This window comes from Pedobacter sp. UYP1 (assembly GCF_040547305.1).
GTDB lineage: Bacteria > Bacteroidota > Bacteroidia > Sphingobacteriales > Sphingobacteriaceae > Pedobacter.
On record NZ_JBEPPL010000012.1, the window covers coordinates 74053 to 91862 of the forward strand.

The following is a 17810-nucleotide window of genomic DNA, read 5'->3' on the forward strand; positions in this document are numbered from 1 at the left end:
ATTTTTAAGTCTTACCGTGTAAAATCTGTCTAAACCTTGTTTTGAAATAAAATTCATTTTATTTAGATATTCTCAAGCGCAGTGCGATGGCCGGTTTGGGCATTTTTAAAATAGGAGACTGTAAGCCCTGTTACTTTTTTAAACTGTCTGCAGAGGTGGGCGACACTACTGTAATTCAATAGGTGGGAGATTTCGGTAAGATTAAGCTCCTTATAAAGGATAAGTTCTTTTACCCTCTCAATTTTATGCTTGATGATGTAATGCTCAATAGTTAGTCCTGTTTGCCGTGAAAATACGTTGGCCAGGTAAGTATAATCGTAATGAATTTTCTCGCTGATGTAATTAGAGTTTTTGATTTTTGGCATTTCATCATTATAATGAACCATGTCAATAATTGTGTTTTTAATTTTTTCTATTAACATTTCTTTCTTATCGGATATCAATTCGAAACCTGATTCGAGCAAGGCACACCTTAACAATTCGAACTGCCGCTGAGTTGGGTTCTCTTTGGTCTGGACTTCACCAAGGTCTATGGATATATAGCTTAAACCAACCTTATCCAGTTCTATTTTTACGGCTATTCTGCATCGGTTACTGACCATGTGTTTAATTCGTAAAACCATTGTGATTATGTTATGGAGTTAGTTTGAGTCTCAATTGGCAACCAAAGGCGTTTTAACAAACCTCGGGATTTAACCGCATGTTCAAAATGATAGCCGTCACGATTATCATGATGGTCATCATGATTACTGGTGATGCATAAAGTTCCTTTTTATGTGAGTTGTGCAACTGTTATCCATAAATGTATAATGATGTTGGAATGAAATAAGGCAACCTTTGAGGTGTGAAATATTTCACAGGAAAATCATGGATCATGAAAAATAACGAAACATTGCAAAAAAATGTTCAGGACGCAATCAAATGGGAACCATTATTACAAGCAGCTGAAATCGGTGTAACAGTTAATGATGGCGTGGTCACCTTAACAGGAATAGTGGATAGTTATGCTAAGAAATACGAAGCAGAGGATGCAGCAAAAAAATTAGCTGGAGTAAAAGCCGTTGTCGAGAGAATAGAGGTGAAGTATCTTGGTTCTATCCACAAAGAAGATGAGGAAATTGCCAAAGAGGTTTTGAATGCTTTCAAATGGAACTGGAAGATCCCCGGAGAAAAAATTACAGTTAAAGTTGAAGATGGTTGGGTAACTCTTACAGGAACTATTAATTGGAATTATCAAAAGGATGCTGCTAAAAATGCGATCAAGAACCTGTTAGGGGTGAAGGGGGTGACCAATAGCATTACAATCGAGTCAGATATTCATAATGCAGTGGAGAAAAAGGAAATTGAAGATGCAATTGACAGGAATTGGTCGGTCAATAACCAGGATATACAAGTTAAAGTTTCTGGTAGTCGTGTGACATTGACAGGAACTGTGAATTCAATTTATCAAAAAGATGAGGCCCAACGAATGGCTTGGAATGCGCCAGGTGTCTGGTATGTGGATAATGAGATTGAATACGATTATTTATTAGTTGATTAAATATAGAACGGGAGCATTCGCTCCCGTTTATTGGGAATTATGAGAAAATTAGAAAAAAAGGTGGTATTCATCACCGGTGGAAATTCAGGTATAGGAAAAGCTGCAGCACTTGAAGCTGCAAGAGAAGGTGCGATTGTTGTCGTGGCCGACCTTGAAAGTAAGGACCACATGGAAACGCTTACTGAAATAGAGGCACTTGGAGCCAGAAGTATGTTTGTCCCAATTGATGTGTCAGATGTGGAGAGCGTTAAATTGGCTATTCTTACGGCTGTAGCAGAATTCGGTAGATTGGATGTAGCTTTTAACAATGCAGGTATTGGCGGTACTTATTCGGGGATACATGATATGCCAGAGGCCACTTGGGACAGGGTGATCGCTGTAAATTTAACTGGCCAGTTTTATTGTGTCAAGTATGAACTGCAACAGTTTTTGAAACAGGGCGGGGGGGTAATTGTAAATATGTCTTCTCTTGGTGGATTGAAAGCAGAACATGGTCTGGTACCTTATACAGCAGCCAAACATGGTGTATTAGGCATTACCAAAAATATAGCGGTTCAATATGCTGCACAGCACATCAGGGCAAATGCACTATGTCCCTATTATGTGGAAACTCCTTTATTGGCTGAAGTTCCTGATGCCACCCATCAGGCATGGATTGATGGAACCCCATCCAAACGTCTTTGTACACCTGAAGAGGTAGCTAAAGCATTTATTTACCTGGCTTGTGATGACTCCAGTTATTGTAACGGCACACAAATTATCCTGGATGGGGGAGTGATGGCTTAATTAGTTCTTCATTTTAGTAAGCCTTTCCACATCCAGTACCATAATGGTTATTCCTTCACGTTCAATTAATTTTTCGTTTCGGAAATCTGACAAGGTCCTGCTTACCGTTTCAGTAGCCATACAGGCCATTGCAGCTAAGTCTTCACGGGTAATGCTTAAAAAATCGCTTTTTATAATCTGCTGATGGTACAGGCGAAGAATGGCCCCGGCCATTTTTTTTCTTACTGAATCGTAAGCGAGTTGGAGTAACTGTTCCTCTTTCTCACGGTTATCGTTAGATAAAAGGTGAATGAATTTTCTCGCTACTTCTGGATAAAGATTGATGATTTTTTCAAGTTCTTCTACAGGAATCAGACAAAGTGTACTATCCTCTACCGCTGTGGCAGTATCAGTATAATTGCTATTTCCTAAAATGGTATTGATGCCCACGTATCCCCCAGTAGCATACATACCTGTCATCAGTTCACGGCCATCCAGCGAAAGTTTAATGGTTTTTATCTTACCCTGGATGATCAGATAGAGACCTTTACCATGATCTCCTTCATAGTAAACAACCTGGTTTTTTCTGAATTCGCGGTTTTTATGGCCTGCAATAATTTTTGCAAATTCTGCCAGCCCGTCAGTTTTGGCAACCAGTACTTTGAATTCATCAGCTGTATTTTTATTTTGGAGTTGCAGATGGGCTTTTTTTCTTAGCCTGACTTCAATAGCATTAAGCAGTTCAATATCATCAAAAGGCTTGGTTAGATAATCGTCAGCACCCATCTCCATTCCCTTACGAAGGTCATTGTGCTCAGCTTTGGCAGTCAGAAAGATGAAAGGAATTGCCGAAGTCTCTGAGTACTTATTGAGCATATACAATACGCCATATCCGTCAAGTTCAGGCATCATGATATCGCAAAGAATGATGTCGGGAATATGCTTTAAAGCCATTTCTATTCCGATCTTACCATTTTCAGCTTCAAAAACAGTGTATTTGGCCATTTCCAGGATCTCAGCTATGTTTCCCCTTATGCCGTCGTGATCTTCAATGATCAATATTTTTTCGTTCATGATTGTGGAAATGTGAGGGTGAAAAGCGTACCTCGGTTAATGCTGCTTTTGAAATCTACTTTACCATTCATCAGATCAGTATACCTGGAAAGTATACTTAATCCAAGTCCATTACCGGAGATCTTTCCTGTGTTATGGGCCCGAAAAAATGGTTCACAAAGATGTTTTTGGTCTTCAATGGGTATCCCGATACCATTGTCGCAGATTCTGATGGTACAGTTGTTTTCATTGATTTTGGTGTAGAATTGGATGGCACTTGCTTCACCAGAATATTTTATAGCGTTGTCAATAAGTATAACGATACAGTTTTTTAACAAGGTCTGATCTAGTGTGATCATTGATTCCGTGCCTCTGTGCACAAAGACTATTTTTTGTCTTCCCTTTAAAGCGATCTGCATTTCTTCAGTAATTTCTGCGGCGAATTCAGCTAGATTAAAATGGTTGAATTTAGTCTGTACCTTTCCGGAATCTAATTTTTCAAGGGAAAGAAAATCGTTTAGGATGGCAGTAACATTCAGTACAGCATCTTTTATTTTATCTACATGTTTACTAATATTGGGGTTGTCAAAAGGAAGCGCATGACGTTCAATAAGTGAGGCAGAAAGCTGTACCATACTCAATGGTGTACGGAATTCATGTGATGCAATAGAAACGAACCGACTTTTAAGCTTACCTAATTCCTGTTCTTTTGCCAGAGATAAGTTCAGTTCCCGTTGTGTCTGTTCTAAAGTAAAAACGGTATTGTGTAAATTTTCAAGCGACAGGTTCAATTCTGCCTTGGTTTGCTCTAGGGCATCAACAGTTTCCCGAAGAGAAAGCGTTCGCTCCTGTACCTGATCTTCCAGTAAAGCTGCATAATCATGGAGTTTTGATTCGGCTTCTTTTTCCCGGCTCAGGTCATGAATAAAACCTGCATAAATGATCCTTCCTGAGTATTTAACCTCGCTGACACCTAAACGAAATGGAAACTGACTCCCGTTTTTTCTTAAGCCTGTCAATTCTCTCCCAACACCAATAATACTGGCCTGACCAATTTTTTTATAGCGGAAGAGGTAGCCATCATGGTTCATCCGATCTGGTTGTGGCATCAACATAGAGATGTTCTTTCCAAGAATTTCCTGTTCAGTATAGCTAAAAAGTCTGCAGGCTGAGGGATTAATGGACTCAATGATCCCCTGGTCATCAATAGTAATCAGACCGTCTATCGCATTATCGATAATCGCTTTAAGCAGAACGGAATTTTCCATAAAATTGGGGTTACAGATTAAATTAACCTGTTCTATACCTACAATCTGATGATCATTTTGTTTTAATTATCTGGTGGCTGATGATGTTTAAAAAAGATCTTAAAAGCGCAGCCTTTGCCTGTTGCACATTCCACTTCGATTTTACCGCCTGATGCGTTGACAATCTTTTTGATCAAGTATAGTCCAATGCCGGTGCCTTCTGTTGCTGTATTTACCCGCTTATATTTTTTAAAAAGATGGTCTAACTCGTCGTTCGTGATACCAATGCCATTGTCAGTGATCGTCAATTCGATAAATTGACCTTTTTTTTCAGTTTTGATACTGATCTCAGGCAAACGGTCAGGATGGCTAAACTTCAACGCATTGGTGATGAGATTCAGCATTACGCTTCTCAAATTTTTTCTAGCGAACCGAACCTCTTTTCTGACGAAATCGACATGAAAAATAGCTTTCGAACTCTTGATCTTTTCCGACAAAATCTCTTTTATTTCTTCAAATAGTGCTGGAAAGCTTTCCAGATTTTCATCAACGTCTTCCGATTCCAAATAACCGACCCGGGCCAAGTCGCTGATGATCGATTTAAAATTGGTGACTGCTTTATTCATCATACCGGATAATTCCATGACCTCAGGGTCCTGGGTATCCAGCTTATCATTCAGTATGTCTAGCAACATTTCAATATTTACGATGGGTGCGTTAAGGTCATGTGAAGCCCCAAAAACAAAGTTGTTCAGATCAGCGTTAATTCTTAGTAAGCTTTTATTACTTTCATCAAGACCTTGGTTGCTGATGTCCAGATTTTTATTACTGGTGTCCAGTTCCAGCAATATTTTTTTCAGTTCAGTGATGTCGTAGAAACTGATGATTGCTCCATCGGGGGTTTTACTGTTTTTCTTCAGATAAGGCATGGTCATCACCTGATAGATCTTTCCATTGATCGCTTCTGCTTCCCGGGTAATGGGTACTTCGTCATGAATGACTTTTTTCACATCGGCAATTAATGTTTCAAATTTGATATTGGTTGTTATGTTACTGAGCGGCCTGCCAATATCTACCTCACGGATATTAATGTGCTGCACTGCTCCAAGTGAATATCTTTTCAGCAACAATTTCCGGTCAACAAATAATTGACCGTTGATATTGCTGCGGAAGTAATTGTTCAGATCGTCATTTAGGTCTGTTAATTCGCCTATTGTTAGCTTGTGGTCCTTGTTGACAGTTTGCAGTTCTTCGTTCACCGATTGCAACTCTTCATTGGTACTTTGCATTTCTTCATTGGCGGATTGCATTTCCTCATTGGCCGATCGCAGTTCTTCATTAAAAGACTGCATGTTTTCATTGGAGGAGGAGATATGCTCATGCGCTATAGCTATCGTATGTTTTAGCTGGGCTACCTCCTGTTCGAGACTGATCAAATGTTCTCTGGTTACTTTGTTGATATCTTCGACACGGATCACATTTTTCTCCTTAGCTATCGTTTGACTGTTTGTAAACAAGACGAGCAACAGTCTTTCTTCCGACCCAGCGGCATAAAATGGACTAAGGACAATACTAACCAGTTTGTTTTTTTTCTTACCAGCAACTTCCAGATTTAATCTCTCAAGCACAACTCTTTCGTTCAATTTTAGCGCTTTGTGAGCAGCGGCTTTAAAGACGGTGCAGATTTGCGCTGGTAACAAGTCAATCAGATTATGGTTAAAATTAATGTTTTTCAAATAGAGGCTGGTATTGCCAAAGGCTTGAACAACAAATAGGTTTTCGTCGGTACAAACACCGTTGAACCCAGACTCCCTTAACAAGGCGGCATTAATCTGGTCTGCAAGTTCGGTGTTGGATACCGGCACGATGTGCTTTTTGTATACTTCCATTGTCGTCGCCTTTAGTTCCCCAATCTTATGGGAGGAAAAAGTATCAAAATGGATAGCTCGACCTGTTTTGTTACTTTTCAAAATGTTCCATGTAGTGCTGATCTCATTAAAGCTACCTTTAATGATAGAGGCGCCCTCGCTTGGACCCAAAAAGAGATAACCCCCTTCTTTCAATCCAAAATGCAGGAGGTTAAATACCCTTTGCTGTAGGGATACATTAAAATAGATCAGCAGGTTACGGCAGCAGATCAGGTCAATGTTACAATAGGGTAGGTTTTTGGTCAGGTCATGCTGGGCGAAGATCAGCATCTTTCGGATCTCGTGTTTAACTTTATAGTTCATCCCTTCTTTGGTGAAAAATCGCTGCAAACGTTCCTTAGATACCGTTTTAATTGTACTTTCGGTATAAATGCCTTTAGAGCCTGTATCAAGTGCCGTTTTACTGATATCCGAGGCGAAAATTTTGACCTCTATATTTTTGGGATGTTCGTTTAAATACTCTTTAATCAACATGGCCATAGAGTAGGCTTCCTCACCGGTAGCGCAGCCAGCAACCCAAATTTTCAATACTTCCGTATTGTTCATTTTAACAATCTCCGGGATAACGGTTTTTTCAATAATTTTAAAGGCTTCCATATCACGAAAAAAAGAGGTTACACTAATCAGGAAATCATTGGCGAGCAACTTGACTTCTGCTTCGTTTCGTTTTAGCAATTTGTAATATTGATCAACCTTGTTCAGGTGATGACCCGCCATTCGTCTTTGGATCCGCCTGATGATCGTCGGACTCTTATAGCCGCTAAAATCTAATGGGAGGCTCCCTTTGATCAAGGTTAATATTTGCCCAAGCTCTTCCTCATTGATCTGCACGGAAGGTTGATCTGGCAATTGGTCCAAGCCATCAGCGGACGCTCCGATAGCTGTAATATCTTGTTGATCGACAATTTTAGCCATGAGCTGATAATGATTATGTTTAGGTAAGATGAGAAAGAAGTCTTTAAATATAAAGGTATTAATATGTAATAATTTATTTATTTTCAGGTATTTAAGTGTTGTTGTAAACCTAGATAGGTACAAAAGCGGTGCCACAACAACGAGAGGGTAAAGACCACTTAGATGTGTGCTTCCTTTGATTCTGTTACAACTTTACAAGATCATTTGGCGAAAAAGAAGTAGTAGCCCTCTTCCCCGTATGGCTATACTAATCAGATGATGAATATCTTGTCTAGCGATGATTAGAATCATTTCCGATGTTGGCAATTACACAGACCTTTAGGCTTTATCTACATAAGGTAGCTTCCTTATGAAAACAATTCACTATAAATAATCTACATTATTATGGCTATACAGACCGTTAATCCTTTTAGTAACGAGCTTATTAGAAGTTTTCAGGAAATGTCTCCTGAATTGGTGGCAATCGAAATTTCTATCGCTGATGAAACTTTTCAAAGCTGGCGTAAAACCAGTTACGCACAACGGGCAGATCTTTTGCACGGTGTTGCAAAATTGATGCGAGAACAAAGAGATCAACTATCTAAATTGATTACATTGGAAATGGGTAAATTAATCGCTCAGAGTTATGGAGAGATCGCACTTAGCGCCGATATTGTCGACTATTATGCTACAAATGGGGAAGCTTTCCTTAGTGACCAAAAGTTGGAGACTGAATTTGGTGAAGCTTATATCAAAAGCACTCCAATCGGTGTACTTCTTGGGGTTGAACCATGGAATTTTCCTTTTTATCAGGTAGCTCGCTTTGCTGCACCTAACATTATGGCAGGGAATGTCGTATTGGTTAAGCATGCTTCGAATGTTCCGCAATGCGCATTGGCAATTCAGGAGTTGTTTGTGCAAGCTGGAGCGCCAAAGGGTGTGTATACCAATTTGTTTGTCAGTGGAAGTCGGATAGATGATGTAGTTGCAGATCCAAAGATTAAAGGTGTTTCCCTTACCGGAAGTGAAGTTGCGGGCGCTAGTATTGCCACTGCCGCCGGAAAATTTCTAAAGAAGTCGGTTCTTGAACTGGGTGGCAGTGATGCCTTTATTGTTTTGGAAGACGCAGATTTAGATAAGGCTGTTGATTGGGCTGTTGTTGGACGGATGAACAATACAGGGCAATGCTGTGTGGCCTCTAAACGGATTATTGTGCTGGATGCTGTTGCTGATGAGTTTTTGGATAAGTTCAAGGCTAAACTGAGTGGGTTGAAAGTTGGAGACCCAATGGATGAGGCTACGGAACTAGGGCCTTTAAGTTCGGAAGGAGCTGTTATACAGTTGGTTGAACAAGTTCAGCGGAGTGTGAGAGCTGGCGCAAAGGTATTGCTAGGTGGTAAATTAATTGATCGTAAAGGTGCGTTTATTGAGGCTACCATTTTAGGAGATATTAAACCTGGAATGGCTGCGTACCATGAAGAATTATTCGGGCCGGTTGCTTCCTTTTACAGGGTAAAAAATGAACAGGAGGCGATTGATCTGGCCAATGATTCACCTTTTGGGTTGGGTGGAAGCATCTTCACCAATGATATCGAACGGGGAAAACGTTTGGCTGAACAGATAGACACAGGTATGGTATTTATCAATCATCCAACCTGGACTCAGCCTGATTTGCCTTTTGGTGGAACTAAGGGGTCTGGATACGGAAGAGAGTTGTCTAGTCTAGGTATACAGGAATTTGTTAATAAAAAACTGATTCGGATCAGCAAGTTAACAGATCCTTTTTAATCGCTTGTTGAGGTGCCCGGACATTTAAAATATCAAAGAAAACTGCAGCATCGCAACCTATTTAAAAATTAACCATACCTTTAAGGAAAGATATCTTTCTGAAACATTTTCTTTTTCTGCCCACCCATTGTTTCTCTGACTTTTTTGAATAAGCTTTATTAACACCTTGAACCATGAAAAAATTATTGTCTTCTAACCTGATGTGGTTATGAATGAACCTGAATATATTATTGCAATTGGTGCGTCCGCCGGTGGCCTGGAAGAAATCAATTCTTTCTTTGATCATACGCCATTAGATGGAGTATCCTATATTGTTGTTCAACACCTTTCAGCTTCTTTTAAAAGCAGAATGGTTGAAGTGCTTGCTAAACATAGCAAGCTGGTTGTAGAAGAGGCTACTGACGGTAAGCTCGTCGAGTGTAATCAGGTTTACCTTATTCCGCACGATAAATATATGACCATTGAAAATAACAGGTTGTATTTAAGAGATAAGGAGGAAGCAAAGGGGGCACATCTGACCATCAATATATTTTTTAATTCTTTAGCTGCGGATTGTGGGAGAAAAGCAATCGGTATTATTCTTTCTGGCTTAGGAAGTGATGGATCTGAGGGGCTTGTTGCTATTAAAAATGCTGGTGGAATGATAATGGCCCGAAATCCGGAAACTTCTGCTTTTCCCAGTATGCCATCCAAGGCCATTGCTACGGGAATGGTAGATTTTGTATTGGAGCCCGCAGCAATGCCTGGTGCAATAGAAGATTACGTAAAACACGAGGGAATTTTGCAAGCCGAGAGTTACAATGATGAGGTAAGCCTTAAGGCTATAGTTGAATTGATTAGACAGCAGTCTCCTCTTGATTTTTCAGATTATAAATCCTCTACCATATTAAGGCGCACCAAAAGGAGGGCAGCTTATCACGATTTTACCAGCCTGACAAAATACCTGGCATTTTTAAAGTCCTCGCCGGAAGAAATTGAGGCACTATCAAAAGACTTTTTGATTAGTGTTACGTCTTTTTTTAGAGATAAGGAGGCTTTTGAGTATATACGGCATAATATTTTACCTGGTATATTGAAAAAACTTAGTCCAAAGGAAGAACTCAAAATTTGGGTAGCAGGTTGCGCGACAGGAGAAGAGGTGTATTCACTAGCTATTCTTATTGCCGAACAATTGACAGGTGAACTGGAACATATTATAGTGAAAATATTTGCTACCGATATTGATAGTACGGCATTAGTTCATGCAGGTAAGGGTGTATATACGAATGATATTGTTAAGGATGTGTCACCTGAGCGATTAAAGAAATATTTCTTAAAGGAAGGTAATCACTATAGAATTAAGCCAAAACTTCGTAAAATGGCAATTTTTGCTCAGCATGATCTGGTTAAAAATCCACCATATTGTAATATGCATTTTATCAGTTGTCGTAATCTGCTGATTTATATGGCGCCGGTATTGCAAAAAAAGATATTTAGCATGTTACTCTTTGGACTTAAAATGGATGGTTATTTATTTCTGGGATCAAGTGAGAATCCGATGCCAATTATCCAGAACCTGGAAGTCGTAAATAAACAATATAAATTATATAGGAATATTAAGTCAAAGAGGATCGTGAGTTTCGATGCTTTTTCAATGCCTGATTCTTTGGAGGTAAGAAATAAGTCTATTTATGCTAATAATGAGCCAGTGATTAATGATCCGTTACAGTCGCTTTATGAAATGATGCATACCAACCTTGCTAATGAACAGGATTACCTGGTGGTATGTGTAGATGAAAATAAGGAAGTAATAAAGTCGTATGGAGACACAAGCAAATACTTGCTTCCAAAACATTTTACCTCTAACCTAGAGAAACTTTTACCAAAGAAATTGGCAATGGTATTCAATATGTTAAGCAATAGTGTATTAAAAACAAATGAAATAGCCCGTTTGAACGGTATAAAGATCAAAATGGCTGATTCGTTTGTCCATGTGAATCTGGTGGTCAGTCCTCTGGTAAGCAAAAGAAAGGAACAAAAGCTTTTAATGGTCACTTTTACAGCAGACAAATTGGTCAAAAGCTCGAAAAAAGAGATTCAGGGTTTTGATGAGGATGTATTTCAGGATCAGTATACCCTTGACCTAGAACAAGAGTTAAAAGAAATAAAAGAGAAACTAAGTTCTGCTTACGAGCAACTGGATGCTTCCAATGAAAATATGCAGTCTTTTAATGAAGAGATGATCTCTGCCAATGAAGAAATGCAAAGTACCAATGAAGAGATGCAGTCTGTAAATGAAGAATTGGATACTATTAATTCTGAGTACCAGTTGAAGAATAAGGAATTACTTGAAATTAATGATGATCTGAATAATTACTTTAGGAGTAATGTTAATGGGCAATTATTTATCAATAATGACCTGCTTTTAATGAAATTTTCTCCGGGTACGGTAAAACAGATCAATTTACTTGATTCTGATATTGGGAGACCGCTGAGCCATATTACTACTAATATAAAGTTTGAAACCCTCATTGAAGACATTGAGAACGTTTTGAGTAATGGAGATGTCATCACCAAAGAGATTGAAACTAATAATGGAAAATGGTATCAGGTGATGACCATGCCTTATTTGCGTCAATCTGATGAAAAAAATAGCGGTGCCATTATCACTTTCAATGATATTACTGAATTGAAGAAGACTCAGTTGGAATTGGATATCAGTAATAAAATGCTTGGAATGAGTATAGATTCTGCTGAATTGGGTACTTTTTCTATTCATGTTGGAACACGAGAATTTCAGACATCTGCGCATTTTAAAGAGATTTTTGGTCTCTATTCAGAAGAAAAGCTTAGCTACGAAGTCGTTGTTGAAAGAATTGAAGAGGGACACCGCAATAAATTCATCAATGCTATTGAAGCCAGTCTTAACGGAGGTGACAAATGTGATCTGGAGTTTCCTTTACGAAATTTTCGTGATAAACAGTTGCACTGGGTTAGAATAATAGGTAACCTTTCCTATAACAATGAGAAAAAACCGGACTATTTTACGGGTGTATTAAACGATATCACCATACACAAGCAGGATGAACTTAGAAAAAATGATTTTATCGCAATAGTAAGTCATGACTTAAGGTCACCGCTTACCTCAATCCAGGCATATCTGCAATTGATCACCTTAAAAGTTAAAAAAAATGATGATGAATTTATAAATTCGTCATTAGCAAGGGTAAATGCGTCAGTTAAAAAAATGAATACCATGATAAATGGTTTTCTAACAGTTTCTGGTTCAGAGGAGGGGCAAATTCATTTAGAACTGGAGACTTTTGAAATGAACAGTTTAATCAATGAAATTGTCGAGGAATCACGTTTTATAAATTCAGGAATTCAGATCACCTTTGTTGAGGGAGTAGAATTATCCTTGAAAGCGGACCGGGATAAAATTGGTCAGGTGCTCAATAATTTTCTTAATAATGCGATTAAATACTCAAATGATGAAAAGCTGATTGAGGTCTCTTCAATAGAGTTTAATGGAATGGCTCAAGTTTGCGTGAAAGATAAAGGTATAGGCATAAAGTTACAGGATCAGGAGAAATTATTTGATCGTTATTATCGGATAAAACGCCTGGATACTAAATCAATACCTGGATTTGGCTTAGGACTCTATTTATCGGCTGAAATCATCAAAAGACATAATGGTAAGGTATGGGTGGAGAGTGAAATTAATAATGGATCATCTTTTTACTTTAGCCTGCCTCTAGCATATATTTCGTCCGTTGATTAAAATCACCAATAGTCTTGATTGGTGTCATGGTACACCAAGCGAAACCTCGGCATCTTTACGGCATACTTAAATAAAAGAATATGTCCGTAATAGAAAGAATTGAACACGATAGCATGGGCGATGTTCAGGTTCCTTTAAACCGTTATTGGGGTGCTCAGACAGAGCGTTCAAGAAATAACTTTAAGATTGGCCCAAAGGCGTCTATGCCGGAAGAGATCATTGAAGCCTTTGGTTTCCTCAAGAAAGCAGCAGCCTATGCTAATAAAGACTTAAATGTGCTGTCAGCAGATAAAAGAGATCTGATTGCAAAGGTCTGTGATGAAATTATAGATGGTAAGCTCTTCGGAGAATTTCCATTGGTCATCTGGCAGACCGGTTCAGGAACCCAGTCGAATATGAATGCAAATGAAGTTATCTCCAATCGGATCCATGTACTACAGGGGAATGACCTGGGAAAAGGTAAATTATATGTTCATCCGAATGATGATGTTAATAAATCGCAGTCCTCTAACGATACCTTTCCAACGGCCATGCACATCGCCGCCTATAAGATATTGGTGGATGTAACCATCCCCGGTATTGAAAAACTAAGAGATACATTAAGGCTAAAATCAGAAAACTTTAAGAATGTAGTTAAAATAGGGCGTACCCATCTGATGGATGCAACCCCTTTAACGCTCGGTCAGGAAATTTCGGGTTATGTTTCTCAATTGGACCACGGACTGAAAGCTTTACATCATACCCTAGATCATCTTTCAGAACTCGCACTTGGTGGCACTGCTGTCGGTACCGGAATGAATACCCCTGTTGGGTATGATATTGTTGTCGCAAAGTATATTGCAGAATTTACTGGTCTCCCGTTCCGAACAGCGGATAATAAATTTGAGGCACTTTCTGCCCACGATGCCATAGTGGAAAGTCATGGTGCATTAAAACAGATCGCGGTTTCACTCATGCATATTGCCAACAATATCCGCATGTTGGCTTCAGGACCCAGATGCAGTATAGGGGAAATACATTTGCCGGAGAATGAGCCGGGTTCCTCGATCATGCCCGGCAAAGTCAATCCAACTCAGAATGAAGCAGTAACCATGGTTGCGGCTCAGGTAATGGGTAACGATGTTGCCATTACCGTTGCGGGGTCAAACGGGCAGTTTCAGCTCAATGTATTCAAACCGGTAATGGCCGCCAATTTTCTACAGTCTGCCCGGCTTATAGGGGATGCCTGCTATTCATTTAATGAACACTGCGCACTTGGCATTGAGCCAAATTATGATGGTATCAAAAAACACCTGGAAACCTCACTGATGCTCGTGACAGCGCTAAATCCACACATCGGATATGATAATTCCGCAAAAATTGCAAAGGCTGCACTAGCGGATAATAAATCATTGAGGGAGGCTGCTGTTGGCCTTGGTTTGGTAACCAATGAACAGTTTGATCAGTGGGTTCGTCCCGAAAATATGATCGGAACAATCAAATAGCAAGGTTTTATATCCGAAAGATGAATTATCAATTTAACAAAGCACTCATACTAAAGGATAGTAATCCTAAAAGTTGAGAGCTCTGCAAGGAGTGCACTTAAATTAACAGAGGCACAGGCTATTTGTTCATCTGCTGCCCCATAATAGATATAAAGTGTATCTCCAAAGATTGCAGTGCCAGAAGGAAAACATACACTATCGACCTCACCAGATAATTCCCATGCTGTTTCAGGTTTAAATAATGGATAGGGTAGACGTGCTATCTCTTTTTCTGGGTTTTCAAGATCCAGCAGCGCTGCACATGCAGAATATACGTATCCTTTTGTCGTATCATGCACTCCATGGTAAATCACCAACCAGCCTTCTGTTGTTTCTATCGGTGGACACCCTCCACCGATATAACTTATTTCATGATCATATTTTGGAGTCAAAAGGATATTGTGATTAAAGTTTAACAGGTAGTTCGTCCAAAACAACTTATTCAGATCCGATAATTCATTTACACTGGCAATTTGTATATCTGGTTTGATGCGGTGAAGAAAGTAAAGTTGATTATTTATTCTTCTGGGGAAAAAAACGAGATCCTTATCCCAAACAAGAAGTCTTGTATTAATGGTGATAATGGTCTTGTCGTGAGCAAACCTGGAATATTTTTCATTGAGTTTACATTTATGCTGTGCAAGGGATTTGAATTCAGGAAACGAAATTACGGGTACAATTATGCCATGTCGTTTAAAGGTTTTTAAATCCAAAGATGTTGCCAGTGAGCCCATGGCATTGAATCCGTCAAAAGCGGTATAAGTTAGATAGTAGCATCCATCGATTTTTACGATCCTCGGGTCTTCGATTCCCCTGGATTCTGTGTCACCCATCGGGGTGAGAATTGGAAGATTGAGTCTTTTTGTAATTTCTAACGGCCCGTTCAGCTGACAAAAGCCAATGGTTGAATAATTCTTTTTACTTACCGCCCTGTAAAACATATAGACAAGATTTCCCTGTTTAATTACTGCGGGATTGAGCACAGCTTGACTTTCAAAGTCCAGCGGAGTTTTCCTTAAAATAACCCCTTCTTTTTTTACTAGTATCAAAATTTTTGGCTTTAGTAGTCCGTTAATTACTCACTGGAATTACAATTAAGGTTTTCTTTGAGTGCCTGATTACATCCTCAGCAACGCTGCCAAGTAGTAAATGAGGTAATCCTTTTCTGCTATGTGTGCCCATAATTATGATATCAGCCCCCCATTTTTCGGCTGTTTCAATAATCACTTTGTAAGGTGTACCTTTTTCCACAAAGCTTTTAATTGGAAAGTCTTTGAATATCTTTTCAATTACATTGATCTGACTGCGATTTAAATTGTGCTCCATCATATCATCTAGTTCCCTGGTCGTTGCAGGATCCTGATCTGTTATACCATCTGGATCTACAATACTGACCAGAGCTACTTTTGAGTTGAGCTGTTTAGCTAACTGCAGGCCACTCAGGGCAACTATTTCCGAACTTGGATGACTGTCAATTGCGATTAGGATTTTATGAAATTCCATTTGATCTGATTTTCTTAATATAATTGATATGGGGAAATCTAGGGTGTTATTTCTTTTGAGAACTTTTCAGTAATTCCGATTGTTCTTCTTTCTTTTTGCTGTCAAGTTTTCTAAAATATCCCCTGAATAGAAAGTTATGTTTTAAAGCTTCCATGTTCTGATTGAAACCGTCTGTACCCTTTTGAAGATTTTCTATTGTAAGGCTTATGTTTTTGGCCGTTAAGGAATCCTTTAGCAGTGTGTTAAGAGGCCCTTTTCCATTGGTTAGCTCATGATTTAAATCTTTTACCATGGTATTCATTTGGTTGGTCATTTGATTGGCATTGACACCGGCAGCTTTGATCTGTACAATCGCATCCTTCAACGTACTGGCCATTAATGTATCAGTCAACAAAAGACCAGCAGTTCCTTTGCCTTTTTTGATGTCATTAACCAGATGGTTTAGCCCTATTGTCATTTCATTGGCATTGCTGGTTGTTTTGTAAATATTTTTCAGGGAGGCCTTCAAATTAATACCAATAGATTGGTCGTTAATTAATTTTAAAATTGCACTGCTGTCTATCCGCAAAACTGTTCCTTTTAGAACTTCTGAAATACTGGCTACATTGTCATTGGTCTTAGATAATTTTGCAATGATTTCATCCATGTTGGCCGTGTTCTTTACCTTGAGCAAATCACCTTCTTCGACCTTTTTACTAATTCCTTTCACCGGGCTAATATTAACCACTTTATTGCCCATGAGACCTTCAGTTCCAACAGCTGCTAATGCATTTTTATGAATGAATGATTTTACTTTGCTATTGATTTGCATCGTAACCTCGATAGTACTGTCGTTGATCAGTTCAACTTCTTTAACCGTTCCTGCTTGCAGACCAGAGAAGAGCACATTGTTCCCTTTTGTTAAACCATTTAAATTAGAGAACCGGACCTTCAGTCTAAAGTCATTGCCAAATATGTTGTTGTTTTTACCAATGATAAAAAAGGCGAATATCATGAGCACTAATGCTGACAATACAAATGCCCCAAGTTTGATATTATTTACTTTTGGATTTCTCATGCTATTTTATTCGAAAAATTGTTTAATATTTTCATCTGTCGATTGCTTCAGTTCTTCATACGTTCCTTTGGTATAACATTTACCTTCCAGTAAGAGTACAACTAGATCAGCCGTATTTTTTACGCAGTTCATATCATGCGAGATGATGATGGAAGAGCTATGGTTCTTCTTCTGGAGTTTAAGGATCAGATTTTCTATTTCCCTTGAGGTAACCGGATCCAGACCTGTGGTAGGCTCATCATAAAGTATAACTTCTGGACGTAGGATCATGGTTCTGGCCAGGGCAACACGCTTCAGCATTCCTCCTGATAACTCCGATGGCATCATATCCATGGTGTGCAGCAGATCTACATTTTCGAGTGCCTCATTAACCAGTCTTTCAACTTCTTCCTTAGTGATGTCAACCCAGTGCCGGAGTAGAGGAAATTCCAGATTTTCACGGATTGTCATTGAATCATAAAGTGCATTGCTCTGAAACAGAAAGCCGATTTTGGACCTGGCCTGATCTAGTTCATCTTCATTCATTTGAGATATGTTTCCTTTAAAGACGAGAATACTTCCGCTATCAGATTGTAATAAACCAATGATGCATTTGATGAGGACAGATTTACCTGAGCCTGATTTTCCCAGGATGACGACATTGCTGCCTTTTTCTACCGTCAAATTAAATCCATCTAATACCTTTTTGTCTCCAAAAGCCTTAACAAGATCTTGTATAACAATTACAGGTTCTTTTGTCTCCGTTTCCATGA

13 protein-coding genes are annotated in these 17810 nt (G+C 39.0%); 5 read left to right on the forward strand and 8 right to left on the reverse strand.

The features are described 5' to 3' along the window. Window positions 1-62 precede the first annotated feature (62 nt). Window positions 63-602 carry a helix-turn-helix domain-containing protein gene (locus ABIB30_RS20175; RefSeq protein ID WP_354304843.1) on the reverse strand — a complete coding sequence of 180 codons (540 nt, stop codon included), beginning with the start codon at window positions 600-602 and terminating at the stop codon, window positions 63-65. Between the two features lie 272 nt (window positions 603-874). Between ABIB30_RS20175 and ABIB30_RS20180 the strand changes: the two genes are divergently transcribed. Beyond that, the gene (locus tag ABIB30_RS20180; RefSeq protein WP_354304844.1) at window positions 875-1540 is read left to right on the forward strand and encodes a BON domain-containing protein; all 666 of its coding nucleotides are present in this window, start codon (window positions 875-877) and stop codon (window positions 1538-1540) included. A gap of 39 nt (window positions 1541-1579) precedes the next feature. Then, window positions 1580-2326 (forward strand): SDR family NAD(P)-dependent oxidoreductase, encoded by a 747-nt coding sequence (locus tag ABIB30_RS20185; protein ID WP_354304845.1) that lies wholly within the window; start codon window positions 1580-1582, stop codon window positions 2324-2326. On the opposite strand, the gene ABIB30_RS20190 is transcribed toward ABIB30_RS20185, so the two are convergent. The 3 genes from ABIB30_RS20190 to ABIB30_RS20200 form a co-directional block, all read right to left on the reverse strand. Beyond that, window positions 2327-3379, reverse strand: coding sequence for a response regulator (locus tag ABIB30_RS20190; protein WP_354304846.1), 1053 nt, complete (start codon window positions 3377-3379; stop codon window positions 2327-2329). Continuing rightward, window positions 3376-4626, reverse strand: coding sequence for a PAS domain-containing sensor histidine kinase (locus tag ABIB30_RS20195; RefSeq protein ID WP_354304847.1), 1251 nt, complete (start codon window positions 4624-4626; stop codon window positions 3376-3378). Before ABIB30_RS20195 ends, ABIB30_RS20190 begins: the two co-directional genes overlap by 4 nt. 62 nt (window positions 4627-4688) lie before the next feature. Further along, window positions 4689-7448: a CheR family methyltransferase gene (locus ABIB30_RS20200; protein WP_354304848.1), complete on the reverse strand. Its 2760-nt coding sequence runs from the start codon at window positions 7446-7448 to the stop codon at window positions 4689-4691. A 384-nt stretch (window positions 7449-7832) separates the two neighbouring features. Here ABIB30_RS20200 and ABIB30_RS20205 point away from each other — a divergent pair, with 384 nt between their 5' ends. The 3 genes from ABIB30_RS20205 to fumC all read left to right on the forward strand — a co-directional run bounded on the left by ABIB30_RS20205 (window position 7833) and on the right by fumC (window position 14459). Next, window positions 7833-9215 (forward strand): NAD-dependent succinate-semialdehyde dehydrogenase, encoded by a 1383-nt coding sequence (locus ABIB30_RS20205; RefSeq protein ID WP_354304849.1) that lies wholly within the window; start codon window positions 7833-7835, stop codon window positions 9213-9215. A 208-nt stretch (window positions 9216-9423) separates the two neighbouring features. Next, on the forward strand, window positions 9424-12975 hold the full coding sequence (locus ABIB30_RS20210; RefSeq protein WP_354304850.1) for a chemotaxis protein CheB: 3552 nt from the start codon (window positions 9424-9426) through the stop codon (window positions 12973-12975). Window positions 12976-13055: 80 nt separating this feature from the next. Further along, window positions 13056-14459 (forward strand): class II fumarate hydratase, encoded by a 1404-nt coding sequence (fumC, locus tag ABIB30_RS20215; protein ID WP_354304851.1) that lies wholly within the window; start codon window positions 13056-13058, stop codon window positions 14457-14459. Between the two features lie 50 nt (window positions 14460-14509). Here fumC and ABIB30_RS20220 read toward each other — a convergent pair whose 3' ends face one another. The 4 genes from ABIB30_RS20220 to ABIB30_RS20235 are packed head-to-tail and all read right to left on the reverse strand — an operon-like array spanning window position 14510 to window position 17808. After that, window positions 14510-15547 carry a glycoside hydrolase family 130 protein gene (locus tag ABIB30_RS20220; RefSeq protein ID WP_354304852.1) on the reverse strand — a complete coding sequence of 346 codons (1038 nt, stop codon included), beginning with the start codon at window positions 15545-15547 and terminating at the stop codon, window positions 14510-14512. 22 nt (window positions 15548-15569) lie between these two features. Continuing rightward, window positions 15570-16001, reverse strand: a complete 432-nt coding sequence (locus tag ABIB30_RS20225) for a universal stress protein (protein WP_354304853.1) — start codon at window positions 15999-16001, stop codon at window positions 15570-15572. Window positions 16002-16047: 46 nt separating this feature from the next. Then, window positions 16048-17058, reverse strand: coding sequence for an MlaD family protein (locus ABIB30_RS20230; RefSeq protein WP_354304854.1), 1011 nt, complete (start codon window positions 17056-17058; stop codon window positions 16048-16050). 6 nt (window positions 17059-17064) lie between these two features. After that, a complete protein-coding gene (locus tag ABIB30_RS20235; RefSeq protein WP_354304855.1) occupies window positions 17065-17808 on the reverse strand; it encodes an ABC transporter ATP-binding protein in 744 nt (247 codons plus the stop codon). Window positions 17809-17810 lie beyond the last annotated feature (2 nt).